Genomic DNA, 24,018 nt, shown 5'->3' on the forward strand with positions numbered 1-24,018 from the left:
TGGGTCTTGTTGGCGTGGCGCGGGGCCCGGGCCCCGGGAACGGTCCCGGGCCCCGGCTCGTGGTCAGCGGTCTTCGAACAGGGCGAGGAAGTCGTTCCGTTCGAAGACCTTCGCCGCTTCGACGGCCGAGGGCGATCCGGCCGACGGGTCCGCGCCGCCCTCCACGAGCAGCCGGACGACCTCGGCCTCGCCCTTGAAGACGGCCCCGGCCAGCGGGGTCTGGCCGCGGTCGTTGGCCTTGTCGGGGTCGGCGGAGCGGTGCAGGAGGGCCGCTACGGTTCCGGGGTGGCCGTGGTAGGCCGCGAGCATGATGAGGGAGTCGCCGGAGTCGTTGGTGAGGTTCACCGGGACCCCGGCGTCCACGTAGGCCGCGAGCGTGTCGGTGTCGCCGTGCCGGGCCAGGTCGAAGACCTTCGCCGCGAGTTGGAGCACCTCGGGGTCGTGGGCGGGCTCGGTTGCTGGGGGCTGTTCACTCATCGCTGGTCATCCTCCGGCTGCTGCGCCTTGGCATGGGCTCCGTCCCACCCTACGGCCGGGGGCCGGGCGGGAGTCGGGTTCCGGGCGCGCCGCTCGCCTCCGGCCGCCTCCGCCGTGCGCGCGGGAGCGTGGTAGCGCCTGTACGGGTGATTCATGAACGTTCCGGGCCGTCGCCGCATGGGAGTCGGCGGGCCAGGCAAGGATCGCCGCAGCGCGCGGAACCGGGCGGGTTCCTGGGCTTCCCGGCGGCCTCACTCACGCTTCACAGCAGCCATTGGAATGACTTTGATGATGAATCACCCATTCGCCCCTTTTGCCACATAGGCACCTTCTGTGAGGCTGGAGGAACTCATGGTGACCGTCCCCCACCACCCAGGAGAAACCCCATGATCCTGACCATCTCGGGCGTTGTGCTGCTCGGTGTCATCGTGTTCCTCTTCTTCCGCAAGGACGGCCTCAAGGCGTCCCACGCCCTCGTCTGCGCCCTCTTCGGCTTCTACCTCGCGGGCACCGCCATCGCCCCCAGCATCAAGGCCGGCGGCGCCAGCCTCGCCAGCCTGCTGGGCGGGCTCAAGTTCTAGGCCGGGCCCAGCCCCGGCGGCCCCATCCGGCGGACCGGGCCGGAGGCCCCCGGGAGCCCGCGCCGAGCCGCCCGTAACCGCATCACGACCAACTGGAGACCGACGTGGGCCGGCGACCGCTCCCCCGCATCCTGACCGCCAGCGCTCCGATCGTCCGCGGCCGCGAGTACGCGCGCACGGCCGCCGACAGCGCGACCGATGTGCTCTACCCGCTGATCGTCATCGCGCGGGGCCTGCGCGGCCTGGCCGCCGCCGGGCGGCACAGGTGGGCGGCGACCCCCAAGGAGCGGCGCGGTCCCACGCTGTTCGCGCTGGCCGGCTGCGTGCTCGCCCTCGCGCTGATGCCGTACGGGCCGCTGCTCGCCCTGGTCGCGCTGATGGCCGCGGCGGCGTGGACCGGGCGCGACCGCACCCCCATGGACACCGGGCCGGGCGAGGCCGAGTCCGGGCGGCTGCAGGCGTTGTACGACGCCCTCGTGCCGTACTTCTCGGCGGCGGAGGACCCCAACCCGCTCTACACGCACGGCGGCGACTGGGAGGAGGCGTTCAGCGAGCACGAGTTCGACGACGCCGGGCGGCTCGTCGTTCTCCAACTGCGCTACCCGGCCTACTTCACCGACGGGGAGGCCGAATCCCGCGCCAGGATCGAGCAGTTGCTGCACGCCAAGTGCGGCCGGGGCCGGGAGTACCTCTTCGACTGGGACGAGGAGGGCAACCAGTTGCGGCTGAGCGTCCTTTCGGCGCTGCCCACCGACATCTGCGCCCAGCGGTTCGTGACCTCGCCGGGTGAGACCGTGCTCGGTTTCACCGACCCCGCCGACGTGCCGCGGACGCTGCCGGTGGCCGGCGGCGAGGAGACCCGCGACGCCTCCCCGGTGGTGTGGCGCACCGGGGCGCGCTCCACGGAGCCGCATCTGCTGGCTCTCGGCCAGCCCGGCAGCGGCACCACGACGCTGCTGCGCTCGATCGTGCTCCAGGCGCTGCACCACGGCGACGTGCTGGTGATCGACGGCAGCGGCACGGGCGAGTACGCGTGCCTGTCCGGGCGGGAGGGCGTGCTGGCCGTCGAGTCGGGCCTCGCGGGCGCCCTCGCCACGCTGGAGTGGGCGGCGCACGAGACGGAGCGGCGGCTGATCGCCGCCAACCGGGCCCGCCAGCTGGGCAGGCCGGTGCCGCAGGACGCCCGCCGACCGCTGTGGATCATCGTGGACCGGCCGGGCGTACTGAGCCATCTCGCGGCGGCCGACGGGCGGAGCGAGCCGCAGAACCTGCTGCACGTGCCGCTGCGGCACGGGCGCACGGCCAATGTCACGGTCGCGGTGGCCGAGCAGTTCGACGCGGTGGAGACGCTCTGCGCACCGGTCCGCACGCACACCCGCGCCCGGGTCGTGCTCGGTCCCGTCACCGCCGAGCAGGTGCGGACGGTGCTCGGCGTGCCGCCGCACACGACGCCCGCCCGCGAGGTGCCGCCCGGCCGCGGCTACGCCCGGCTCGGCGCCGGGCCCGTCCACCGGCTCCAGGTGCCGGCCACGCCCGACCCGTACGACGAGGAGGCGGGCGAGGCGCAGCGTTCGGCCGTACTGGAGCTGCTGCCGCCGCGCGCGGAGGCGGCGCCCGCCGTCGAGGCGTGCCCCGACGGCGAGGGGCCGCTGCCCGTCCAGGCGACGTAGCGGCGGGCGCGGTCAGGCGACGTAGCTGCGCGGGGCCTCGGCCTCGGCCGTCGCGCCGGTCGCCACGAGGCGGGCCGCGGCGGCGAGCCGGACGGCGGCCTCCTCGGCGACGGGCCCCGCGACGGTGAACGGCAGCCGCACGAACCCCTCGAAGGCGCCGTCGACGCCGAAGCGCGGGCCGGAGGGCACGCGGACGCCGAGCCGCTCCCCCGCCTCGGCGATGCGCGAGCCGGACAGTCCGCCGGTGCGGGTCCACAGGGTGAGGCCGCCGTGCGGGACGGTGAACTCCCAGTCGGGCAGGTGGCGCCGGACCGCGGCGACGAGCGAGTCGCGGTTCTCGCGCGCCTGCGCGCGCCGCAGATCGGCGGACTCGTCCCAGCCGTCGGTGGTGAGCAGCCAGGTGACCGCGAGCTGTTCGAGTACGGGCGTGCCGAGGTCGGCGTAGGCACGGGCGGCGACGAGGCTGCGGATGACGTCGGGGGCGGCGCGGACCCAGCCGATGCGCAGACCGGCCCAGAAGGACTTGCTGACGGAGCCGACGGTGATGACGGCGCTGCCCGCCGGGTCGAAGGCGCAGACGGGACGGGGCCGTTCGACGCCGGGGTCCAGGCACAGTTCCGACATGGTCTCGTCGGCGACCAGGACCGTACCGGCGGACCGGGCGGCCTCGACGAGCCGGCGGCGCTGCTCCTCGGGGGCGAGCGCGCCGGTGGGGTTGTGGAAGTCGGCGACGACGTAGGCCATCCGGGGCGCGGCGTCGCGCAGGACCTGGCGCCAGGCGGGGATGTCCCAGCCCGCGAGGGAGTCGGCCATCGCGACGGGCACGAGGCGGGCGCCGGCCTCGCGCATCAGCTGGAGGACGTTGGCGTACGAGGGCGACTCGACGGCGACGCGCTCGCCGTGGCCCGCGATGAGGCGGCAGATGGCGGCGACGGCGCCCATGGCGCCGGTGGTGACCATGATCTGTTCGGGCATGGTCGGTATGCCGCGGGCGGTGTAGCGGTCGGCGATGGCCTCGCGCAGCACGGGGAGTCCGGCCGGGAAGTCGCCGTGGGTATGGGCGTAGGGCGGCAGTTCTTCGAGGGCGCCCTGGAAGGCGCGGGTGAGCCAGGGTTCGGGCGCGGGCAGGGCGGCGCAGCCGAGGTCGATGACGGAGGCGGCGGTCTCCGGGGGCAGCGGGTCGAGGCCGCGGGTGGGCAGCGGCTTCCCGGCGGGCACGGAGGTCCAACTGCCCGCGCCGCGGCGGGATTCCAGGAACCCCTCGCCGCGCAGCGCCTCGTAGGCGGCGGCGACGGTGGTGCGGCTGACGGCGAGGGCGGCGGCGAGTTCGCGCTCGGCGGGGAGGCGGGCGGCGACGGGGACGCGCCCTTCGAGGATGAGCAGCCGGACGCCGTCGGCGAGCGAGCGGTAGGCGGGTACGCGCCGGCCGCCGGGCGCCCCGGCGGCGCGGGCGTGCTGCGATCCGAGGAGGCGGGCGAGCTGCGGGGAGCCCACCGCCGAGGTCCACTGACTCATCGGTTGCGGTCCACCTTCCGGGGATTGGCCATGGATCTTGAGATGTCCCAGGCCACAGGGTGTCACGAAGCAGGCCACTTTCACTACAGTCCGGCGTATGCCACGAACCCGAGGAGCCAGCCTTGTCCGCAGCGTCCCCAGCGACTGAAGGAAGGGCTCCGGTCTGGCGGCGGCTCGTGCGGCTGTACGCCGGGCTGGCGCTGTACGGGGCGAGCTCGGGGCTGCAACTGCGCGCCGGGCTGGGGCTCGCGCCGTGGGACGTGCTCAACCAGGGCGTCGCGCGGCACACGGGCATCTCCATCGGCACGGCCTCGATCACCATCGGCGCGCTGGTGCTGCTCGCGTGGGTGCCGCTGCGGCAGCGCCCCGGCCTCGGGACGGTCTCGAACGTCCTGCTGGTCGGCCTGTCGATGGACGCGACCCTGAGCCTGACGCCGCAGCCGCACTCCCTGTGGGTGCGGATCCCGCTGCTGGCGTTCGCCGTCGCGCTGAGCGGGGCGGCCACCGGGCTCTACATCTCGGCGCGGTTCGGCACCGGTCCGCGCGACGGCCTGATGACCGGGCTGCACCGGCGCACCGGCCGCTCCATCCGCCTGGTGCGGACCGCCATCGAGGTGACCGTGCTGGTGACGGGGTTCGCGCTGGGCGGCTCCGCCGGGGCGGGCACGGTGCTGTACGCACTGGGGATCGGCCCGCTGGCGCAGTTCTTCCTGCGCCGCTTCGGGGGCGCGGCGGCGGTGGGGCCGTCCGCGGTGGTCGCGCGCGGCCGGGGTGCGCGGCGCGCGATACTGCCGCGGTGATGCCCGTACGCCATGCCTTCCTCGATCACCCGACGCCGCTCGCCTTTGCCCACCGGGGCGGGGCGGCGGACGGTCTGGAGAACACCGCGGCCGCCTTCCGGCGGGCGGTGGACGCCGGATACCGCTATCTGGAGACCGATGTGCACGCCACGTCGGACGGGGCGCTCGTCGCCTTCCACGATCCGACGCTGGACCGGGTCACCGACGCGCGCGGCGCGATCGGCGCGCTGCCGTGGCGGGCGGTGCGGCGGGCGCGGGTGGGCGGTACGGAGCCGCTGCCGCTCTTCGAGGAGCTGCTGGAGGAGTTCCCCGGCGCCCGGTGGAACGTCGATGTGAAGGCGGAGGCGGCGCTGGGGCCGCTGCTGGACCTGGTGCGCCGGGCGGACGCCTGGGACCGGGTGTGCGTCGGCTCGTTCTCGCAGGCGCGGATCGTACGGGCGCGGCGGCTGGCCGGGGCGCGGCTGGCCCACTCGCTGGGCACGCGCGGCGTGGTGGGGATGCGGCTGCGTTCGTACGGGCCGCCTCGGCTTCCGGTCCGGACGGCGGGGGCGGTGTGCGTGCAGGTGCCGGAGCGCCAGTCGGGGGTGCGGGTGGTGGACCGGCTTTTCGTCCGGCACGCGCACGCGCGCGGGTTGCAGGTCCATGTGTGGACGGTGAACGAGGCGGAGCGGATGCGGGCGCTGCTCGATCTCGGGGTGGACGGCATCATGACCGACCGGCTCGGGACGCTGCGGGACGTGCTGGCCGAACGCGGCGCGTGGACGTGATGTGGGCGTGAGGTGGACGTGATCAAGCCTCATCCGACCGGAATGCGATCGTCCTGTTCCGGCCCTGATTTCGAGCTGGGGCGACCGGGCCGGTAGTGTACGCCTTTGGCCCACCGGGCGGACCGTTACTGCGCGCTGAAACGGTGCAAACACAGGGTGACATCTGCTGTCAGATGTGACAAACCGGGCGTGGGTGGGTACAACAAGGGGCGACACGACGGGCGACGCATGTCCCGAAACGGGAATCTTCACCGCCGACCGGACGTTGACCGGATGACGACGACAGCGACACCTGTCCTGTGGGCGACAAGCCCGGGAGGCACGATTCATGAGTGAGCGAGCTCTCCGCGGTACGCGACTCGTGGTTACCAGCTACGAGACCGACCGCGGCATCGATCTGGCCCCGCGCCAGGCGGTGGAGTACGCATGCCAGAACGGACATCGATTTGAGATGCCGTTCTCGGTAGAGGCGGAAATTCCGCCGGAGTGGGAGTGCAAGGCGTGCGGCGCCATGGCACTCCTGGTGGACGGCGATGGGCCGGAAGAGAAGAAGGGCAAGCCCGCGCGTACGCACTGGGACATGCTCATGGAGCGGCGCACCCGCGAGGAGCTGGAGGAGGTGCTGGCCGAGAGGCTGGCCGTGCTCCGCTCCGGTGCCATGAACATTGCCGTGCATCCGCGGGACAACCGCAAGTCCGCCTGAGGGCGGCATACCGATTGATCACGAGGGCCGGGCCCACCGCCGCGAGCGGTGGGCCCGGCCCTCGTGCGCGTACGGACCCGCTTACGGGCCCCCGTGCGCGGGTCCGGCCCCCCGCTCAGTGCGGGAGCTGCGGGCCGTCGTGGCGCGGCGCGGGCGGCTCGTCGTCCCGGATCACCTCGCCGGGGACGACCTTGCCGTCCGGGCGGTGCATACGGGCCTGCTGGAAGGCGTCCCCCAGCGTGCCCGGCGCGGGCGCGTAGCCGGTCCGGCGCGACAGCCGGCGCTCGAAGGTCTTGCGCAGCAGCGACCGCGTCGGCGGGAAGAGGCAGAGCAGCCCGGCGGCGTCGGAAACCAGGCCGGGGATCATGATCAGCAGGCCGCCGAGCATCATGAGCCCGTTGCCGGAGCTCTCCCGCTCCGCGGGGGCCGCCGCGGGGTTCTCGGCCGCCTGAACCGTGCGGGCCAGCCGCTCCCAGGCGCGCCGCCCCGCGCGCTTGATCACCACGGACCCCAGCACCACGCCCGCCACCAGCAGCCCCAGCACGGCGAGCCCGCCCGCGGCCTCGCCCACCAGGATCAGCAGCCAGATCTCCAGCACCGCCCAGGCGGCGATGGCCAGTGGGATGAACTTGCGGGCCCGTGAGCGCTGGGGCGGGCGGGCGGCTGTCGGCTGCGGCGATCCGAAGGTCATGCCTCAAGTGTGCCTGCACCCGCGAGCTGCCGCGTCGGCGACGGCGCGCCGCCGACACGCGCTACGCGCGACAGCGGCCGGCCCCGTCATGGATCCGCGCGAGCCCGCCTCACCGCGTGTGCGGCCGGGCCCCGGCGGGCCGCCTGCTCACAGCGTGCGCAGCGCCGGCAGCAGGGACCGCTCGGCCCAGTCGAGGAAGCCGGGCTGGGTGTCACCGCCGATCTGCACCAGGGCGATCTCGGTGAAGCCCGCGTCCGCGTACGGACGTACGGCCTCGACGAAGTCGTCGAGGCGGTCGCCGCACGGGATCGTCTCCGCGACGTCCTCGGGCCGTACGTACTGGGTGGCCCCGGCGAACGCCTCGGGGCCCGGCAGCTCGGAGTTGACCTTCCAGCCGCCGCCGAACCAGCGGAACTGGTCGTGGGCGCGCCGGAGCGCCGCGTCCCGGTCGGGGTCGTAGCAGATGGGCAGCTGCCCGACCCGCGGCTTGCCCTCTCCCCCGTGGCGGTCGAAGGCGGCCAGCAGCTCGGCCTTGGGCTCGGTGCCGATCACGACGTCCGCGAGGCGCCCGGCGAGCGCGCAGGAGTCCTCTCCGGAGACGGCGACGCCGATCGGCGGGGCCTGCTCGGGCAGGTCCCAGAGCTTGGCGGACTCGACGTCGAAGTGCGCGCCGCGATGGTTGAGGGTCTGCCCCTCGAACAGGGCGCGGATGATCCCGATCGCCTCGGCGAGCTTCTCGTGCCGCTCGCCGGCGCCCGGCCAGCCGCCGCCGACGACGTGCTCGTTGAGGTTCTCGCCGGAGCCGAGGCCGAGCCGGAAGCGCCCTTCGGAGAGCAGCTGCACGGTGGCGGCCTTCTGGGCGACGATCGCGGGGTGGTAGCGGGTGGTGGGGCAGGTGACGTACGACATCAGCGGGATGCGGGAGGTGGCCTGGGCCGCGGCGCCCAGGACCGACCACGCGTACGAGGAGTGCCCCTGGGAGGCGAGCCACGGGGAGTAGTGGTCGGAGGTGACCGAGAAGTCGAACCCGGCCTGCTCGGCCCGGACCACATGGTTCACGAGGTCCCTGGGCCCCGCCTGCTCGGTCATCATCGTGTAGCCGATTTGCACCATAATGTGCGGATTCCCGAGGGGCGTTGCCCAAAACATCACGCGCCGCCGAACCGGTTACCCGGCGCGGCGGCGCGTAAGACAGAAGGAGCGCGGCCCTCAGCCGTCCTTGCGGCCGAGAACTTTGTTGACCCGTGAGCCGACGCCCCAGGTCGTGACCCGCCACAGGGCCTCGGCCAGGATGTCCTTGGACATCTTGCTGTCGCCCATCTCCCGCTCGACGAAGGTGATGGGGACCTCTACGACGTGGAACCCGGCCTTCACCGCTCGCCAGGCCAGGTCGACCTGGAAGCAGTAGCCCTGCGAAGCCACCTGGTCCATGCCGAGCCCTTCCAGGGTCTCCCTGCGGAAGGCCCGGTAGCCGCCCGTGACGTCGCGCATGGGGACGTCGAGCATCAGCCGGGAGTAGGTGGAGCCGCCGCGGGAGAGGTACTCGCGGTGCTTGGGCCAGTTCACGACGCGGCCGCCGGGCACCCAGCGGGAGCCGAGGACGAGGTCGGCGCTCTTGAGCGCGGTCAGCAGCCGGGGCAGTTCCTCGGGCTGGTGGGACCCGTCGGCGTCCATCTCCACGAGGACGCCGTAGTCGTGGTCGAGGCCCCAGCGGAAGCCCGCGAGGTAGGCGGCGCCGAGCCCTTCCTTGCCCTTGCGGTGCATGACCTTGACGTGGTCGTCCTCGGCGGCGAGCTCGTCGGCGAGCTTCCCGGTGCCGTCGGGGCTGTTGTCGTCGGCGACGAGGACGTGCGCCTCGGGAACGGCGGACCGCACCCGGGCGACGATGGGCTTGATGTTATCCGCCTCGTTGAAGGTCGGGATGATCACCAAAGTCGTGCCGAGCGGACCGTACTTCCGCTGAGCGCCGTCGTTCACTGCTGCCCCTTCTTGTCCGGACGTCCCCAGCGGCCGAGCATGATCGCGACCGCGCAGGACAGGAGGCCCACCATAGCGATCACCCACTCGGGCACCGCACCGACGCGGTCGGCGACAGTGATGCCGTCACGCAATGGGATGCGGGCGTTCAGGACCTCTCGGGTGAATTCCTCGCTGCGCTGCCGCACCGTGCCGTCGGGCCCGACGACCGCGCTGATGCCGCTGGTGGCGGCGGTGACCACGGCGCGGCCGTGCTCGACGGCGCGCAGCCTGGACATCGCGAGCTGCTGCTCGGGCTGTCCGGTGCGGCCGTAGGTGGCGTTGTTGGTCTGTACGACCAGGGCTCGCGCCCCGGCCCGCACCGTGTCGTGGACGATCTCGTCGTAGGCGACCTCGAAGCAGATGACGTCGCCGAGGCGGGCCGGGCCGACCTTGAGGACGCCGCTGTGGTCGCCGGGGTAGAAGTCGCGGGGCACCCGCTGGAGCCGGGTGATCAGCTTGCTGAGCTCCGCGCGGAAGGGCACGTACTCGCCGAAGGGCACGGGGTGCTGCTTCGTATAGGAGGCGCCGGGACCGGTCTTCGGGTCCCAGACGATGCCCTCGTTGTAGACGTAGCCCTTCTTGGAGGGGTGGTCGACGAGCGCGCCGACGAGGATCGGCACGCCGACCGCCTTGACGGCCTCCTCGATGCGGTCGTACGCCTCCGGGTACTTGAAGGGGTCGAGGTCGGAGGAGTTCTCCGGCCAGATCACCAGGTCCGGTTTCTTGACCCGGCCCGCCTTCACGTCCTCGGCGAGCTGGAGGGTGGCGTCCACGTGGTTGTTGAGGATCATCATCGGGCGGCCGAGGAAGTCCATGCCCGCCTGCTGGACGTTGCCCTGGACGATGGCGATGTCCGCCGTGTCGTCGGCCTCGGTGGGCACGGGCACGGCGTACGCGCCGACGGTGATCGCGGCGGCCAGGGCGAGGGACTCGACGGCGGGCAGCGCGGCCCGTACGGTCCGGGGCGCGGTGGCGCGCAGCCGCCAGGCGGCGGCGTACGCCAGCAGCGCGCCGACGAGGGCGACGGCGAAGGTCACCAGGGGCGCGCCGCCGAGGGCCGCGAAGGGGGTGAAGGGCGAGCCGGTGTTGGCGAAGGCGAGCCGGCCCCAGGGGAAGCCGCCGAACGGGACGCGGTCGCGCGCCCATTCCTGGGCGACCCACAGGCAGGCGGTCCACAGCGGCCACCCGCGCAGCCGGGAGGTGCGGGCGAGGCCCGCGCCGAGCAGGCAGACGAAGAGCGCCTCGGCGACGGAGAGTCCGAAGACGGCGTCGTAGCCGACCACGCGCAGCCAGCGCAGCAGGAAGAAGAAGAACGGGAGGCCGAAGGCGAAGCCGGTCCATGCGCCCTGGCGGGCGGTGCGGCCCCTGGTGAGCAGGGACAGGGCGGCGACGGCGACGATCGACAGCGGCCACAGGTCGTACGGCGGGAAGGCCGCGGTCAGCGCGAGGCCGCCGAGGACGGCGAGGCCGGTGCGCGGCGCCTCGCGGCGGACGAGCAGCGCGCAGCGCTTGGCGCGGCCCGGACGGGCGGCGGCGTCGGCGGGCACGCTCTCCTCCCCGGCGTCGCCCGGCGCCGGGTCGTCCGCCCGTCGCGCGGCTGCCGGTCCGCCAGGGGCGGATTCGGCGGTGGTGTCGGAACCCGAGGGCACGTGACGGCCTTCCTTGCAGCTCGTGCGGTAGTGAGCAGACGGTATACCGACGAGATTGCGGCGCGGCCCCAGGGTGCGTGAAGAAGGGCGCGCGAAGGCCCGGGAAGACGGCGGGCGGCGGGTATGTGAGGGGGTCCGGGACGGCCTCGCGGGCCGGGGGCGCGCAGCGCCCGGCCGCGGGCGGGTGACTGCGGGTGGGGGCCCAGAGTCCTTCGGGCCGACCTGGGGCCCGCTGGCTGCGGGTCGACCGAAAGCCGTTGTCTACTGAACGTCCGGGCCCCACCCGGGTCACACCTGCCGGCCTGGAGAAACCTTCCCTCGCCGCCGTGCGCTGGACCTGGCTCCCAGTGGCGGTGTGCCGTCGCGGCTCACCGCCCCCTGGCCCAGCGGCGTTCGGTGACTAGGCGGAGGTTTCCCGGCCGGTCGTCCTGTGGTGGACTCCGCCGAACCTACCCGCCGTCGCCCGCACCCTGTCAACACTCACATGACCTGCGTCGTTGTCTCAAATCAGCAGGTCAGTACGGCGAGCGCGGGCAGGGGGCGACAGGCCGACGGCACGTCGTTCGGCGGTACGGGGCGACCGTACATCACTCGTTCGGCCGCTCGTACACCGTCCGTCCGCCGACCACCGTGCGGACGCAGACCGGAAGTTGGGCGCCGGGGGTGAGGTCCGGCAGGCCGGGCGTGCCGGAGCGGGGGTCGGTGGACCAGTCGGCGACCCGGCTGTCCGGGACCTGCACGACGAGGTCGCCGGTCTCCCAGATCGCGTAGTCCGCGGGGGCGCCGGGGACGAGCACACCGGCGTCGTCGCGGCCGACGGCGCGCCAGCCGCCGCGCGTGTGGGCGGTGAAGGCGGCGCGCACGGAGACGCGGTGCTCGGGGGTGCGGTGGAAGGCGGCGGCCCTTACCGTGCCCCACGGGTCCAGGGGCGTGACCGGGCTGTCGGAGCCGAGCGCGAGCGGCACGCCGGCGCGCAGCAGGGCGGCGTACGGATTGAGCGTACGGGCCCGCTCCCGGCCCAGCCGCTGTGCGTACATGCCGTCCTCGCCGCCCCACGCGGCGTCGAACGCGGGCTGCACGGAGGCGGTGAGGCCGAGTTCCGCGAAGGCCGCGATGGTCTCGGGGGTAAGCATCTCGGCGTGTTCGACGCGGTGCCGGGCTCCGCGGATACGGGCGAGGCCGACCCGGTCGGCCGCGGCGCGCACCCCCTCGACGACGGCGGTGACGGCGGCGTCGCCGATGGCGTGGAAGCCGGCCTGGATGCCGGCCTCGGTGCATGCGGCGACGTGGGCCGCGATGCCGGCCGCGTCGTGGTGGGAGATGCCGGTGTGCGGCGCGTCGGCGTAGGGCTCGTGGAGGCAGGCGGTGTGCGAGCCGAGGGAGCCGTCGACGAAGAGGTCGCCCGCCGCGCCGAGGGCGCCGAGCTCACGGACACGGTCGGCTCCCTTTGCGCCTGCGATGGCCTCGGCCCAGTAGCCGAAGACGCGGGGGCCCGGCTCCTCGGCGGCGAGCCGCAGCAGGCCGGTCAGGTCCTCGGGGCTGGAGATGTCGGGCCCGGCGCACTCGTGGAGCGAGCCGATGCCGCGGGACGCGGCGTGGGCACGGGCGGCGCGCTGCGCGGCCGTGCGCTGGGCCGCGGTGACGCTCTCGTGCGCGGCGGCCCGTACGGCGTGGTGCGCGGCCCTGGTGAGCGGCCCGTCGGGGGCGTACCCGGACAGCCCGGCGACGCCGGGCACCAGGTCGAGGAGGGCGCTGGTGACGACGGCGGAGTGGACGTCGACGCGGGTGAGGTAGAGCGGCCGGCCGCCCGTGGCCGCGTCGAGCTCGGCGCGGGACGGCGGGCGCGCCTCGGGCCAGCGGGTGGCGTCCCAGCCGTGGCCGAGCAGGACGCGGTCCGCGCCGCGGGCGTTCGCGTGGGCCCGTACCCGGTCGAGCGCGTCGTCGAGGGTGCGGGCGCCGGCGAGGTCGAGGCCGGTGAGCGTGAGGCCGGTGGCGGTCGTGTGCACATGTGCGTCCGTGAACGCCGCGGTGACGAGTGCTCCGTCGAGATCGACGATCTCGTCGACGCCGTCGGCGAAGGAGTCCGCCGCGCCTTCGGAGCCGACCCAGGCGACGCCGCCGCACTCGACGACCATGGCCGTCGCGAAGGGGTCGGCGGGGCTGTGGACGGTGCCGCCACGCAGCAGGACGGTGCGGCTCGGGGCCTCGGCGGGGGTGGATTCGGTCACTGGTTCTTCGCCTCGTGGTGTCGTTCGGGCCGGGCCGCGCCGGCTGGCGTGCCGCGTCCGTGCGGTCCGCGCATCGCGCCACGCGCGGGCGCGCGCGTGGCTCGGTGCGGCGCACGGACCCGCCCAGTCTCGTCCCTCGGGGCGGCCGGCCCCTACAGGGGGTGGCGTCCCGCCGGGTCAGATGCGGGGCGGCCTGGCCTCGTACGGGGTGGACAGGACGACGGTGGTGCGGGTGGAGGTCCCGGCGAGGGAGCGGATGCGGGTGAGGAGGTGTTCGAGTTCGAGGGGGGTGGCGACGCGCACCTTGAGGATGTAGTTCTCGTCGCCCGCGACGCTGTGGCACGCCTCGATCTCGGGGATGTCGGCGAGCCGGTCGGCGATGTCGTCGGGCGCGCTCGGGTCGAAGGGTTTGACCGAGATGAACGCGGTAAGGGGCAGCCCTACGGCCTCGGGGTCGACGACGGCCGCGTAGCCGCGGATGACGCCGCGCTGTTCGAGGCGGCGCACGCGCTGGTGCACCGCCGAGGTGGACAGGCCGGTGGCCTTGCCCAGGTCGGTGTAGCTCATCCGCCCGTCCTTGACGAGCAGCTCCACGATTTGTCTGTCCAGCTCCTCCACAGCGGATCACCCTATGGGGTCGGAGGCGGTCAGGCACAGTCGGCGACCGCGCAACTGCTCGCGTCATGTGACGAACGCCACATACGTTCACCCGTGTCCATCGGCGCGCTGCGATTATCCGCGCGGTCGCCAGGGAAATCCTTGCTGTGGTCGAGGCCACGGCGCCTGACCGGCCCATCTGAGGGGGAGATCCCACCATGCCCAACCCTGAACGCCTCGACGCGGGCGATACCGGCAGCACTGCCGACACCAGCTACGAGACCTACGAGATGTACCGGGTCGTCTGCCCGGACTGCGCGGCGCCGATCGCGCTGCTGGCGGACGAGGACGTGCTGCCCGAGCACGCGCTCTGCCCGTCCCCGTGGAACCCGTTCGGGCTGACCGTCTGCCCCGGCGCGGGGCGCGGCGTGGCGGACGCCTCCCCGGCCGACGACGCCCCCGGCCCCCAGGAGCGGGACGCCACGCTGCTGTTGACGCTGCCGGAGAGCCTGGACTGGCGGCGGCAGCCGTTCTCGCACATCGGCGGCCCCGCCTCCCGCCCGCTGCGGGTGCCGCGGATGCGGCCGCGCCTCTGAGCGGCCTTCCAGGGCACCGGAGTTACCGCTTCCGTCCGGTGGCCGTGCCCTGGCTCCAATCCCGGCCCTGTCCCTGAGCCCGGCCCTGGTCCTGATCCCGGCCGCAGCTCCGTTTCCTGACCGTTTTCGATCCGTCGCCTCGCCGCCGTACGCTTTCTCTCGCGACGCACGAGGCCGACGAGCCGCATGAGGCGTCCGACCCCTTCCCCGCACGTATCCGGGAGCCTCCTGTGACGACACCTTCCCTGCACTGCCTGCGCTGCGGCGTTCTCGTAACGGGCTTCACCGGCTGTCCCGTGTGCGCGGCCGAAGGGCTCGGGGTCAACGCGGCCCCGCCCCTCGCCGATCTGGCCGGGCTGTCGCTGGAGCGGTATCCGGGCGGGCCGTGGGGCTGGCCCGGCGCGCTGCCCGTCTCCGCCGCCCCCGTCACGCTCGGCGAGGGCGGCACGCCCAACGTCCGTATCCCGCTGACGGATTCGGGCCCCGGCGAGCTGTGGGTCAAAAACGAGGGGGCCAACCCCACCGGGTCGCACAAGGACCGCGCGATGAGCGTCGGGGCGGCCGCCGCGCTGCAGGCCGGCGCGGACACGGTGGTGGCCGCCTCGTCCGGCAACGCGGGCACCGCGGCCGCCGCGTACGCCGCGCGCGCCGGGCTGCGCTGCGTGGTCTTCACCACCCACGAGGTGCCCGAGCCGCTGCGCGCGCAGATCGACGCGCTGGGCGCGGCGCGCGTCGAGCGGGACGACCATGCGGCGCGCAACGCCGCCATGCGCGAGGGCGTCGAGCGGCTCGGCTGGTATCCGTTGACGACGTTCGCCCAGCCGCCGGCGGGCGGCAACGCCTACGCCAACGAGGGCTACAAGAGCGTCGCGTACGAGATCGCGCGGGACTTCGGGGAGCGGATCGGCGCGGTCGTGGTGCCCACCTGCCGCGCGGATCTGCTCTCGGGCATCGGCCGGGGCTTCCGCGAACTGCTGGCGGCCGGGCTGGTGTCGCGCACGCCGCGGCTGGTCGCGGCCGAGCCGGCCGCCGCGGCGCCCTACACCGCGGCCCTGGCCCGTACGGACCGCGCGGAGCAGGAGCACACGACGGTGGAGCGGGGCCACTCCCCCGCCTTCTCGCTCGGCGAGTCGCGGCCCGTATGGCAGGGGCTGGACGCGCTGTGGCGGTCCGGGGGCCGCGCGGTCGCCGTCCCCACCGACGAGTTCATGGCGGAGCACCGGGCGCTGGGCGCGCAGGGGCTGTTCGTCGAGCCCTCGTCGGCGGTGGGCGTCGCGGCCGGGCGGCGCTGGGCGTACGAGCACGCCGAGCCGGTGGTGGTGATCGGCACGGCCACGGGTCTCAAGGACATCGCGAGCGTGCCCGCGGGCAAGGCCGAGGAGCGGGTGCCGGAGGTCGCCCGGCTAACCCGCTGACGGGTGTCCGGAGGCGAGCGGTCAGCCCGACGGCCGCCACGGCCCGTACGCCGCCGTCGCGTTCACGGCCGTCCGTACACGAGCGCGTCAGGCGGGCTCGCGGCCGATGTCCTGCGTCACGAACCGCACGCGCTCCTCGACGCTCGCGCGCGGCAGCGGCACGAGTTCGTAGCCGTACGCGCTGTAGGCCGCCGCCATCGCCTCGTGCGTGCGGCACGCCGTCTCGTAGGACTGCTTGCGCTCGGCGTCCCGCACGTAGATCTCCGGCCACGGCGGCGCGATGAACACCCGCCGGCGGTAGCGGAACCGCTGGGCGGCCGCGTGCACATGGGGCGGCACGGGGAGCCCTTCGAGCCGCAGGTAGCCGACGATGTCGGGGATGCCGCGGTCGAAGAAGACGTGCGCCCGTTCCCCCGCGGCGCGGCGGTGGGAGCGCAGGTCCGAGGCGAGCATCAGCTCGGCGAAGAGTTCCCGGTCGTGCCAGGGCAGCGCCCGGCCGCCGATGGCCGCTTGGTCCTGGATGACGGCGCGGCCGGCCTCGTGCGTGCGCGCGTGACCGGCGTGCTCCAGGCGGTCGATCAGGGTGCTCTTGCCGGCGCCGGGGCCGCCGGTGATGACGGTGAACCGCTCGGTGTCCGGCTCGGGTGCTGCGGCCGTTGATGTTGATGTCGTCGGCATTCGGGGCTGCTTTCCGCCCCGTGGCCGGGGCTGTTCAGCGTGATTCGGGGCCCGCGAGATGGCGGGCGACGACCATGCGCTGGATCTGGTTGGTGCCTTCGACGATCTGCAGGACCTTGGCCTCGCGCATATAGCGCTCCGTGGGGAAGTCGACGGTGTAGCCGTAGCCCCCGAGCAGTTGGACGGCGTCGGTGGTCACGCGCATCGCGGTGTCGGTGCAGAAGAGCTTCGCCATGGCGGCTTGCTTGGAGAAGGCCTGTCCGGCGTCGCGGAGCCGGGCGGCGGTGAGGTACAGGGCGCGACCGGCCTCGATCTGGGTGGCCATGTCGGCGAGCATGAAGCGCAGGCCCTGGAAGTCGGCGATGGGACGTCCGAACTGCCGACGGCCGCCAGTGTACGCGAGGGCCTCGTCGAGGGCCGCCTGGGCGATTCCGATGGCACAGGCGGCGATGCCGAGGCGGCCGGAGTCGAGCGCGGAGAGGGCGATCGCGAAGCCCTGCCCCTCCTCGCCGATCCGGCGGTCGTCGCCGACCCGCACGCCGTCGAAGTGGACGCCCGCGGTGGGCGATCCCTTCATGCCCATCTTGCGCTCGGGCCGCGCGGCCGTGAGGCCGTCCGCGTCGCCGGGGACGAGGAAGGCGGAGATGCCGCGCGGGCCCTCGCCGCCGGTGCGGGCCAGGACGGTGTAGAAGTCGGCGACGCCGCCGTGGGTGATCCAGGCCTTGCTGCCGTCGATGGTCCAGGTGTCGCCGCTGCGGGTGGCGCGGGTGCGCAGGGAGGCGGCGTCGGAGCCGGCCGCGGGCTCGGAGAGGCAGTACGCGCCGAGGAGCCCGCCGCCGAGCATGGCGGGCAGGTGCGCGGCCCGCTGCTCCTTGGTGCCGAAGCCGGCCAGCGCGTGGCAGGCGAGGGTGTGCACGCTGACGCCGAGGCCCACGGTGAGCCGGGCGGCGGCGAGTTCTTCGAGGACCTGGAGGTAGACCTCGTACGGCTGGTCGCCGCCGCCGAACTCCTCGGCGTACGGCAGTGCGAGCAGTCCGGACCGGGAGAGCAGGGCGAACACGTCGCGGGGGAAGCGTCCGTCGTCCTCCTCCTCGGCGGCCTTGGGCTGGATCTCCCGCTGGGCCATCTCGCGTACGAGCGCGAGCAGGTCGCGGGCCTCTTCGGTGGGCAGCTGACGCTCCACCGGCTGCGGGCCGTGGTGGGACATGGCGGTGCTCTCCTCCCTGTCGGGCGCTACGGCAGCGGGCGCGCGGGGTGTGGCGGACGCTGCCGTGTGGTGCTGCCTCGCCGATGGTCTCGCTCCGGGTCTCGGATGGGTGTGACCTGCGGCTGCGGCGGGTTGGAGTATGCCCGATAGGAGGCCCCGCGTCACTGGTTCACCGGGCATGGCCTGCGGATGAACGGAATTGGTCCGAACCATTGACGCACTGGTCTAGTCCATCTACGGTTCCTCACGCAACAAAGTTCGCGTTCATGTCAAGTTGAGCAGCACACCCCCCATCTCCCCTTCCCACCGAGGAGAACCATGCTCAGACCGCACGGAAACCGCCCCCGCGCCCTGTTCGCGGCCACCGCCGCCGGCGCGGCACTGCTCGCCACCACGCTCTTCGCCGGCACCGCCGCGGCGGGAACGGTCCCCACGGCCGTCACCCCCGAGGCCCGGCCGGCCGCCGCCGCGCAGACCGGGGCGAGCGCCGCGCAGAGCGCCCCGGTGAGCGCCCCGGTGAGCGCCCTCAAGCAGGACAAGCAGGACGAGACCGCCGGCGGCAAGGTGGTCGGGTACTTCACCAACTGGGGCGTCTACCAGCGCAATTACCACGTCAAGAACATCGAGACGTCGGGCTCCGCTGCCAAGCTCACCCATATCAACTACGCCTTCGGCAACGTCACCGGCGGCAAGTGCGCCATCGGCGACTCCTACGCCGACTACGACCGCGCCTACGACGCCTCCACCAGCGTCGACGGCAAGGCCGACACCTGGGACAACGGCGCGCTGCGGGGCAACTTCAACCAGCTGCGCAAGCTCAAGAAGCTGCACCCGAACCTCAAGGTGCTCTGGTCGTTCGGCGGCTGGACCTGGTCCGGCGGGTTCGGCGAGGCGGCCAAGAACCCCGCGGCGTTCGCCGACTCCTGCTACAGCCTGGTCAAGGACAAGCGCTGGGCGGATGTCTTCGACGGCATCGACATCGACTGGGAGTACCCGAACGACTGCGGCCTGACCTGCGACACCAGCGGCAAGGACGCCCTCAAGAAGGTGCTCTCCGCGCTGCGTTCGAAGTTCGGCCAGAGCAACCTCATCACCGCCGCGATCAGCGCCGACGCCTCCAGCGGCGGCAAGCTGGACAAGGCCGACTACAAGGGCGCCGCGCAGTACGTCGACTGGTACAACCCCATGACGTACGACTACTTCGGCGCCTGGGACGCGAAGGGCCCGACGGCCCCGCACTCGCCGCTCACGGCGTACAAGGGCATCCCGAAGGACGGCTTCAACTCGGACGCCACCATCACCAAGCTGAAGAAGATGGGCATCCCGTCCTCGAAGCTGCTCCTGGGCATCGGCTTCTACGGGCGCGGCTGGACCGGCGTCACGCAGACCGAGCCGGGCGGCACCGCCACCGGGCCCGCGGGCGGCACGTACGAGCAGGGCATCGAGGACTACAAGATCCTCAAGTCCAAGTGCCCGGCGAACGGCACCGTGGCCGGCACCGCCTACGCCAAGTGCGGCAGCGACTGGTGGAGCTATGACACCCCGGCCACCATCGGCGGGAAGATGAAGTACAAGCAGCAGCAGGGCCTCGGCGGCACGTTCTTCTGGGAGCTCAGCGGCGACACGTCGAACGGCGAGCTGATCAAGGCGATCAGCTAGGGCTCGCGGTTCGGCGGAAGTACCGGGGCGGGCGGCCGTTTGAACGGCCGCCCGCCCCGCGTCCGTTCAGCGCAGGGGCGGCGGCGCCGGGAAGGCCGGTTCGTAGTCCTCGATCGTACGGAGCGTGTCGCCGAGGCCCCGTACGAGCAGCGAGCGCACCATGTCGCGCTCCAGCCCCTGGTGGTCCAGCCAGTCGAGGGTGACGCCCTCCACCGACGACAGCCAGCCGATCAGCGCCGTGCGGGCGATGAGCGGGATGTCCGCGCGCCCCCACGCGCCGCGGGCGATCGCCAGCAGCAGCTGCTCGCGCACCTCGGCCCGGATCGCGAGCACCTCGGCGTCGAAGCCGACCCCGCCGGTCACGATGGCGCGGTAGGCGGCCTGGTGGTGCTGGGCGTAGCGGAGGTAACCGTCGATGGTGTGGTGGACGCGTTCGGCGGGCGGCAGGTCGTGGGTGGAGGCGGCCCGTACGACGAGCTCGGCGACGGAGTCCTGGACGATCGCCAGGTAATAGCCGCGCTTGTTCTTGAAGTAGTAGTAGATGAGACCTTTGGCGACGCCCGCGTGCCGGGCTATGTCGTCCATGGACAGCGCGTCGTAGGACGTGTCCGCGAACAGCGTCCTCCCGATCGTGATGAGTTCGGCACGGCGCGCCTGGGAGCGCTCGGTCCCGCGCGCGGCTGGGGCAGCGCGCGTACCGCGCTGTTGACTATTATTCAATTTCGGCCCTAGTCTCCAACTGCCACCGGATTTCCGCAGTATGGCAGAGCGACGCCACGCGGACTCGACCCGGCGGCGGAGCCACCCCGCACTTCCCTGCGCATCTGCACGTGTTCGCGGCTGCGCCGCAGCCGTCCGTAGACCGCTGCCCCGGGGAGGAAGCAGTGAGCGGATCCAACCGGCGACTGCCGGAAGGCAGAACGGCCTGGAAGAAGACGGCGGTCGTCGCCGTACCCGCCGTGCTCGCGGTCGGCGCGATGGCCGCGGTGATGGCCGAAGGGGCGCTCGCCGCGTCCTTCGCCGTCTCCGGCACGAGCTTCCAGGTCTCCTCCGGCAAGCTGACGAGCAAGGGACTCTCCTCGTACGTGCAGACCGACCGGTCCGTGGACGGCAAGGGCCATCCGGTCGCCCTGCTCGGCATCGGCGACGCCACCCTGAGCGACATCTGCCAGTCCGCCTCGGTCTCCACCCCGCTGGGGACCGTCACGTTCAAGCTGACGGCGGGCGGCGACGCGGGCGACGTGACCGCCAGCAGCCTCGTCATCGACGGCGAGGACCTGGTCGGCGACGCCAGGTTCGGCACCGCCGAGATCGGACGCGACGCCTCCACCCTGGACCGGGTGCCGGGCGTCCACGGCGAGAAGGGCAAGTTCGGCCTCCAGGCCGGGGACATCACCGTGGCCGGGGTCCGCTCGCACGCCTGGTCCGCGACCGGCGGGAACTTCCGGCTCCGGGGCCTCAAACTCGCTGTGAACCTGGACGGCAAGAAGTGCTTCTGAGCGCCGGGCGCCGGCGACGGCCGGGCGGACGGCCGTCGTTGCCGGAGGCGCGGCGGGCCTTCCGCGGCTGGCGGCGGACCCGGCCCTTCTGGGCCGGGCTGCTGCTGGTCCTCGGCGGCGCCGAGCTGCTGCTCGTACCGCTGTCGCCGGTGACGGTCCTGGTGAGCCTGGGGCTGGGCGGGCTGGCGGCGATCGGCATCGGGCTGGCGCTGATCGCCGCCGGGGTCTTCCTGTGGTGCGCGCCCGGCGCGCGGCACTACGTGAGCGTCAACGCGCTGATCCTGTCGGTGCTCTCCTTCGCCGCGACGAACCTGGGCGGGTTCCTCATCGGGATGGGGCTGGGGATCGCGGGCAGCGCGATGGGGTTCGGCTGGACGCCCGTGGCTCCGCCCCCGGACCCGCGGGCGGAGGACGGCGAGGAGCCGACCGAGCGGCTGCCGGCCGTGCGGAACGATCCGGGGTCCAGGAAGCTGGCGGCCGTGCTGCCCGTGGTGCTGCTGGCCGCGGTCGCGCCGCCGGACCGCGCCGCCGAGGCGGCGGACGGCGTCCCGGCGGCGGCGCGCGCGCCGACCGTCACGACCTCGCTGTTCGCTCCGAACGGCTTCCTCCTCGCCGGGGTCGTCCAGGTGCCCACCGCCGATGGCCCGGTGAAGGCCATGGTGCTCAAGATGCGGGCCGCCTCCCTCACCGACTACCGGCTGACCACTCGCGACGGCGGCCCCGAACTGGCCCTGGGGGCGCGGAAGCTGGACCTCAGCGGCGACGTCACGCTCTACCTCACCAAGTTCAGCGGGTGCCTGGAGGGCCTCGTCTGCCTCACCTTCACCCCCGACCAGCTGCCCGTGCCGCCCGTCGTGCCGCCCTTCGTCTTCATGACGAACGTGGACGCCGAGCAGGCGCTGGTCACCTCGGACCTCATCGTCGCCGACGGGCTGACGCTGCGGACGCCGGCCGACCGGAACCCGGCCGAGCCCTGACCCGGCGTGACCCGCCGCTCCCCCGCCGCGCTGCCGGACCGGCCCCGGCGCGCGGTCGCAAAGCCCCTCCGACCGGTGACAGCGCTACGCTGAGCAGGGCAAAGGCCCATATGGCCACCCCCGCGAAGAGGAGCCGCCACCCATGTCCGTCACCCTCGATACGGCCTTCTTCCGCCGCTTCCTCGCCCGCGCCACACAGGTCTTCGTGGCCGAGGCCGCGCATCTGACCGACCTCGACGCCGCAATCGGCGACGCCGACCACGGCGCCAACCTCAAGCGCGGCTTCACCTCGGCCGCGCGCGTCATCGCCGATGAGGCGCCCGCCACGCCGGGCGCGCTACTGACCGCCGTCGGCATGCACCTGACCAACACGGTCGGCGGCGCCTCCGGACCGCTGTACGGGACCGTGCTGCGCCGCACGGGCAAGGTGCTCGGCGACGACGCCGTCGTCGAGCCGCAGGCCCTCGGCAAGGCGCTGACCGCCGCGGTCGCCAGCGTGCGGCGGCTGGGCGACTCCGCGCCCGGCGACGCCACGATGGTGGACGCGCTGGCCCCGGCGGCCGAGGCGTACACGTCCGCCCTGGAGGGCGGCGGCGACGTCGCGGCCGCGCTGGACGCGGCGGCGCGGGCCGCGCGTGAGGGGGCCGAGGCCACGGTGCCGCTCCAGGCGCGGCGCGGCCGGGCCAGCTACCTCGGCGAGCGCAGCATCGGCCACGAGGACCCCGGGGCCGCGTCGACGGCGATGCTGGTCACCGCCCTGTACGAGGCCACGGACACCGGGCTGCCGGAGGTGTACGAGGGCGCGGAGGAGGCGGCGGCCGAGGAGAAGACGGCCGCCGCACCCGTGGCGGAGCCCGTAGAGGACAGCGCGCGGCCGGAGAAGACGGCGGAGAAGAAGGAGGACGCGCGCGTCGGCATCGTGCTCGTCTCGCACAGCCGCGATGTCGCCGCCTCGACGGCCGAACTCGCGAAGGCCCTCGTCGGCACCGGCGACCCGGCGCCCGTGGCCGCGGCGGGCGGCCTGCCCGACGGCTCCATCGGCACCAGCGCGGAGCTGATCCGGCAGGCCGTCAAGGACGTGGACGGAGGGAAGGGCGTCGTGGTGCTCTGCGACATGGGCAGCGCCGTCCTGACGGTCAAGGAGATCCTCAACGCCCCGGCCGGGGACGGCATGCCCGAGGACCTGCGCATCGCGGACGCGCCGTTCGTGGAGGGCGCGGTGGCGGCCCTGGTGACGGCCTCGGTCGGGGGCGACGCGGACATGGTCATCGCGGCCACGGACGACGCCAGGGGCTACCGCAAGGTGTGAGCGCTGGTAAGGGGCGGAGTCCATTGGACTCCGCCCCTTACCAACATCTCTTCGAGCCCCTTCAGGCGCCGAAGAGTTCGAACGTCACCGCGGGGCGGCCGCCGAAGCGGGGCGCGGCGGCGGCCATGTTGCCCTCCAGGAACGTGCGGCAGTAGCGCTCCGGCTCCTCGTCGGTGAGGGCCTCGATGTACGTACGGTGGGCCAGCAGCGACGCGACGGCCCGGTCGACGCCCGCGCCCGCGTCCACGGCGTGGGTGGGCCGGGGCGAGCCCGCGACGGCGACGTAGCGGACGCCGTTCCACGGGGCCAGGCCGTCCGCGACGAGCTCGGGGAAGATCCAGCGGTTCCCGGCGTCGGCGACGGCGTCGAGCACGGCCCGGCCGACGGCCCGGTGGTCGGGGGTGTTCCAGGAGGTGCCGCCCCAGGTGTCGTGGTGGTTGAGGGTCAGTACGAGCTCCGGGCGGTGCGCGCGGATGGCGGCGGCGAAGTCGCGGCGCAGCGCGGTGCCGTATTCGATGACGCCGTCGCGGTGGCCGAGGAACTCCACGTTCCGCACCCCTACCGCGGCGGCGCTCGCGTGCTGCTCCCGCCGGCGCAGCGGCCCGGCCTCGTCCGGCTCCAGGCTGTCGATGCCCGCCTCGCCGGCGGTGGCCAGCAGATAGGAGAACTCGCGGCCGCCGTCGATCCATGTGGCGATGGCCGCGGACGCCCCGTATTCGAGGTCGTCGGGGTGGGCGACGATCGCCAGGGCCCGCTGCCAGTCGGCGGGCATCTCGGCGAGCGGCGGTCCGTCGTTCCGGTCGGTGTTCCGGTCGGTCTCCGTAGCGGCCATTCCGCTTCCCTTCCGTCCGTTTCATTCCTCGGGTTCTTCGGTTCTTCGGGTCTTCGGTTCTTCGGTTCTTCGGGTTCTTCGGGTTCTTCGTTTCGCGTGGGTTGCAGGCTATGTCCGGCTTCTTGGCGGCGCACGGGAACCGGGCGGCC

General features: G+C 73.5%; 23 protein-coding genes and 1 pseudogene. 12 read left to right on the forward strand and 12 right to left on the reverse strand.

Going from position 1 to position 24,018, the window contains the following annotated elements:
* Positions 1 to 63 precede the first annotated feature (63 nt).
* A complete protein-coding gene (locus AB0I49_RS06875) occupies positions 64 to 477 on the reverse strand; it encodes an ankyrin repeat domain-containing protein (RefSeq protein ID WP_363225761.1) in 414 nt (137 codons plus the stop codon).
* Between the two features lie 386 nt (positions 478 to 863).
* Here AB0I49_RS06875 and AB0I49_RS06880 point away from each other — a divergent pair, with 386 nt between their 5' ends.
* Together AB0I49_RS06880 and AB0I49_RS06885 are read left to right on the forward strand one after the other, a co-directional pair.
* Positions 864 to 1,058, forward strand: coding sequence for a hypothetical protein (locus AB0I49_RS06880; protein ID WP_030882634.1), 195 nt, complete (start codon positions 864 to 866; stop codon positions 1,056 to 1,058).
* A gap of 104 nt (positions 1,059 to 1,162) precedes the next feature.
* Positions 1,163 to 2,728 carry a hypothetical protein gene (locus AB0I49_RS06885; protein ID WP_363225762.1) on the forward strand — a complete coding sequence of 522 codons (1,566 nt, stop codon included), beginning with the start codon at positions 1,163 to 1,165 and terminating at the stop codon, positions 2,726 to 2,728.
* 12 nt (positions 2,729 to 2,740) lie between these two features.
* Here the strand turns inward: AB0I49_RS06885 and AB0I49_RS06890 are convergent, their stop codons facing one another.
* The gene (locus AB0I49_RS06890; RefSeq protein WP_363225763.1) at positions 2,741 to 4,243 is read right to left on the reverse strand and encodes a PLP-dependent aminotransferase family protein; all 1,503 of its coding nucleotides are present in this window, start codon (positions 4,241 to 4,243) and stop codon (positions 2,741 to 2,743) included.
* Between the two features lie 122 nt (positions 4,244 to 4,365).
* Here AB0I49_RS06890 and AB0I49_RS06895 point away from each other — a divergent pair, with 122 nt between their 5' ends.
* The 3 genes from AB0I49_RS06895 (at position 4,366) to AB0I49_RS06905 (ending at position 6,513) form a co-directional block, all read left to right on the forward strand.
* Positions 4,366 to 5,043, forward strand: coding sequence for a hypothetical protein (locus tag AB0I49_RS06895; protein WP_363225764.1), 678 nt, complete (start codon positions 4,366 to 4,368; stop codon positions 5,041 to 5,043).
* On the forward strand, positions 5,043 to 5,810 hold the full coding sequence (locus tag AB0I49_RS06900) for a glycerophosphodiester phosphodiesterase family protein (protein WP_363225765.1): 768 nt from the start codon (positions 5,043 to 5,045) through the stop codon (positions 5,808 to 5,810). Before AB0I49_RS06895 ends, AB0I49_RS06900 begins: the two co-directional genes overlap by 1 nt.
* A gap of 328 nt (positions 5,811 to 6,138) precedes the next feature.
* Positions 6,139 to 6,513: an RNA polymerase-binding protein RbpA gene (locus AB0I49_RS06905; RefSeq protein ID WP_254741893.1), complete on the forward strand. Its 375-nt coding sequence runs from the start codon at positions 6,139 to 6,141 to the stop codon at positions 6,511 to 6,513.
* A 115-nt stretch (positions 6,514 to 6,628) separates the two neighbouring features.
* On the opposite strand, the gene fxsA is transcribed toward AB0I49_RS06905, so the two are convergent.
* The 6 genes from fxsA to AB0I49_RS06935 all read right to left on the reverse strand — a co-directional run bounded on the left by fxsA (position 6,629) and on the right by AB0I49_RS06935 (position 13,718).
* The gene (gene fxsA, locus AB0I49_RS06910) at positions 6,629 to 7,204 is read right to left on the reverse strand and encodes an FxsA family membrane protein (protein ID WP_363225766.1); all 576 of its coding nucleotides are present in this window, start codon (positions 7,202 to 7,204) and stop codon (positions 6,629 to 6,631) included.
* A gap of 147 nt (positions 7,205 to 7,351) precedes the next feature.
* Positions 7,352 to 8,317 carry an LLM class F420-dependent oxidoreductase gene (locus AB0I49_RS06915; RefSeq protein ID WP_363225767.1) on the reverse strand — a complete coding sequence of 322 codons (966 nt, stop codon included), beginning with the start codon at positions 8,315 to 8,317 and terminating at the stop codon, positions 7,352 to 7,354.
* A gap of 96 nt (positions 8,318 to 8,413) precedes the next feature.
* Positions 8,414 to 9,181 (reverse strand): polyprenol monophosphomannose synthase, encoded by a 768-nt coding sequence (locus tag AB0I49_RS06920; protein WP_363225768.1) that lies wholly within the window; start codon positions 9,179 to 9,181, stop codon positions 8,414 to 8,416.
* On the reverse strand, positions 9,178 to 10,872 hold the full coding sequence (gene lnt / locus AB0I49_RS06925; RefSeq protein WP_363225769.1) for an apolipoprotein N-acyltransferase: 1,695 nt from the start codon (positions 10,870 to 10,872) through the stop codon (positions 9,178 to 9,180). The genes AB0I49_RS06920 and lnt overlap by 4 nt, the downstream gene beginning before the upstream one ends.
* A 587-nt stretch (positions 10,873 to 11,459) precedes the next feature.
* The gene (locus AB0I49_RS06930) at positions 11,460 to 13,100 is read right to left on the reverse strand and encodes an amidohydrolase family protein (RefSeq protein WP_363225770.1); all 1,641 of its coding nucleotides are present in this window, start codon (positions 13,098 to 13,100) and stop codon (positions 11,460 to 11,462) included.
* A gap of 177 nt (positions 13,101 to 13,277) precedes the next feature.
* A complete protein-coding gene (locus AB0I49_RS06935) occupies positions 13,278 to 13,718 on the reverse strand; it encodes an Lrp/AsnC family transcriptional regulator (protein WP_030882603.1) in 441 nt (146 codons plus the stop codon).
* Positions 13,719 to 13,915: 197 nt separating this feature from the next.
* Between AB0I49_RS06935 and AB0I49_RS06940 the strand changes: the two genes are divergently transcribed.
* Together AB0I49_RS06940 and AB0I49_RS06945 are read left to right on the forward strand one after the other, a co-directional pair.
* Positions 13,916 to 14,293, forward strand: coding sequence for a hypothetical protein (locus AB0I49_RS06940; RefSeq protein ID WP_363225771.1), 378 nt, complete (start codon positions 13,916 to 13,918; stop codon positions 14,291 to 14,293).
* Between the two features lie 230 nt (positions 14,294 to 14,523).
* On the forward strand, positions 14,524 to 15,708 hold the full coding sequence (locus AB0I49_RS06945) for a pyridoxal-phosphate dependent enzyme (RefSeq protein WP_363225772.1): 1,185 nt from the start codon (positions 14,524 to 14,526) through the stop codon (positions 15,706 to 15,708).
* Between the two features lie 87 nt (positions 15,709 to 15,795).
* Here AB0I49_RS06945 and AB0I49_RS06950 read toward each other — a convergent pair whose 3' ends face one another.
* Together AB0I49_RS06950 and AB0I49_RS06955 are read right to left on the reverse strand one after the other, a co-directional pair.
* Entirely contained in the window at positions 15,796 to 16,386 is a 591-nt protein-coding gene (locus AB0I49_RS06950; protein WP_363225773.1) for an AAA family ATPase, read from the reverse strand.
* A gap of 34 nt (positions 16,387 to 16,420) precedes the next feature.
* Positions 16,421 to 17,593, reverse strand: a complete 1,173-nt coding sequence (locus tag AB0I49_RS06955) for an acyl-CoA dehydrogenase family protein (RefSeq protein WP_363225774.1) — start codon at positions 17,591 to 17,593, stop codon at positions 16,421 to 16,423.
* 318 nt (positions 17,594 to 17,911) lie between these two features.
* Here AB0I49_RS06955 and AB0I49_RS06960 point away from each other — a divergent pair, with 318 nt between their 5' ends.
* On the forward strand, positions 17,912 to 19,252 hold the full coding sequence (locus AB0I49_RS06960) for a glycoside hydrolase family 18 protein (RefSeq protein WP_363225775.1): 1,341 nt from the start codon (positions 17,912 to 17,914) through the stop codon (positions 19,250 to 19,252).
* A gap of 66 nt (positions 19,253 to 19,318) precedes the next feature.
* On the opposite strand, the gene AB0I49_RS06965 is transcribed toward AB0I49_RS06960, so the two are convergent.
* Entirely contained in the window at positions 19,319 to 19,972 is a 654-nt protein-coding gene (locus tag AB0I49_RS06965; RefSeq protein ID WP_363225776.1) for a TetR/AcrR family transcriptional regulator, read from the reverse strand.
* Between the two features lie 164 nt (positions 19,973 to 20,136).
* Between AB0I49_RS06965 and AB0I49_RS06970 the strand changes: the two genes are divergently transcribed.
* From AB0I49_RS06970 to dhaM, 4 genes and pseudogenes are all read left to right on the forward strand, one after another.
* Positions 20,137 to 20,751 carry a DUF6230 family protein gene (locus tag AB0I49_RS06970; RefSeq protein WP_363225777.1) on the forward strand — a complete coding sequence of 205 codons (615 nt, stop codon included), beginning with the start codon at positions 20,137 to 20,139 and terminating at the stop codon, positions 20,749 to 20,751.
* Positions 20,752 to 20,789: 38 nt separating this feature from the next.
* Positions 20,790 to 21,728 carry a DUF6114 domain-containing protein gene (locus AB0I49_RS06975; protein ID WP_363225778.1) on the forward strand — a complete coding sequence of 313 codons (939 nt, stop codon included), beginning with the start codon at positions 20,790 to 20,792 and terminating at the stop codon, positions 21,726 to 21,728.
* A 142-nt stretch (positions 21,729 to 21,870) separates the two neighbouring features.
* Positions 21,871 to 22,488, forward strand: a pseudogene (dhaL, locus tag AB0I49_RS06980) (dihydroxyacetone kinase subunit DhaL); the annotation flags it as partial.
* On the forward strand, positions 22,471 to 23,037 hold the full coding sequence (gene dhaM, locus AB0I49_RS06985; RefSeq protein WP_363226058.1) for a dihydroxyacetone kinase phosphoryl donor subunit DhaM: 567 nt from the start codon (positions 22,471 to 22,473) through the stop codon (positions 23,035 to 23,037). The pseudogene dhaL and the gene dhaM, both read left to right, overlap by 18 nt.
* Before the next feature lie 61 nt (positions 23,038 to 23,098).
* On the opposite strand, the gene AB0I49_RS06990 is transcribed toward dhaM, so the two are convergent.
* Complete coding sequence (locus AB0I49_RS06990) at positions 23,099 to 23,869, reverse strand: PIG-L deacetylase family protein (RefSeq protein ID WP_363225779.1); 771 nt, start codon at positions 23,867 to 23,869, stop codon at positions 23,099 to 23,101.
* Positions 23,870 to 24,018: the final 149 nt, after the last annotated feature.

It is taken from the genome of Streptomyces sp. NPDC050617 (assembly GCF_040654795.1).
Lineage (GTDB): Bacteria > Actinomycetota > Actinomycetes > Streptomycetales > Streptomycetaceae > Streptomyces.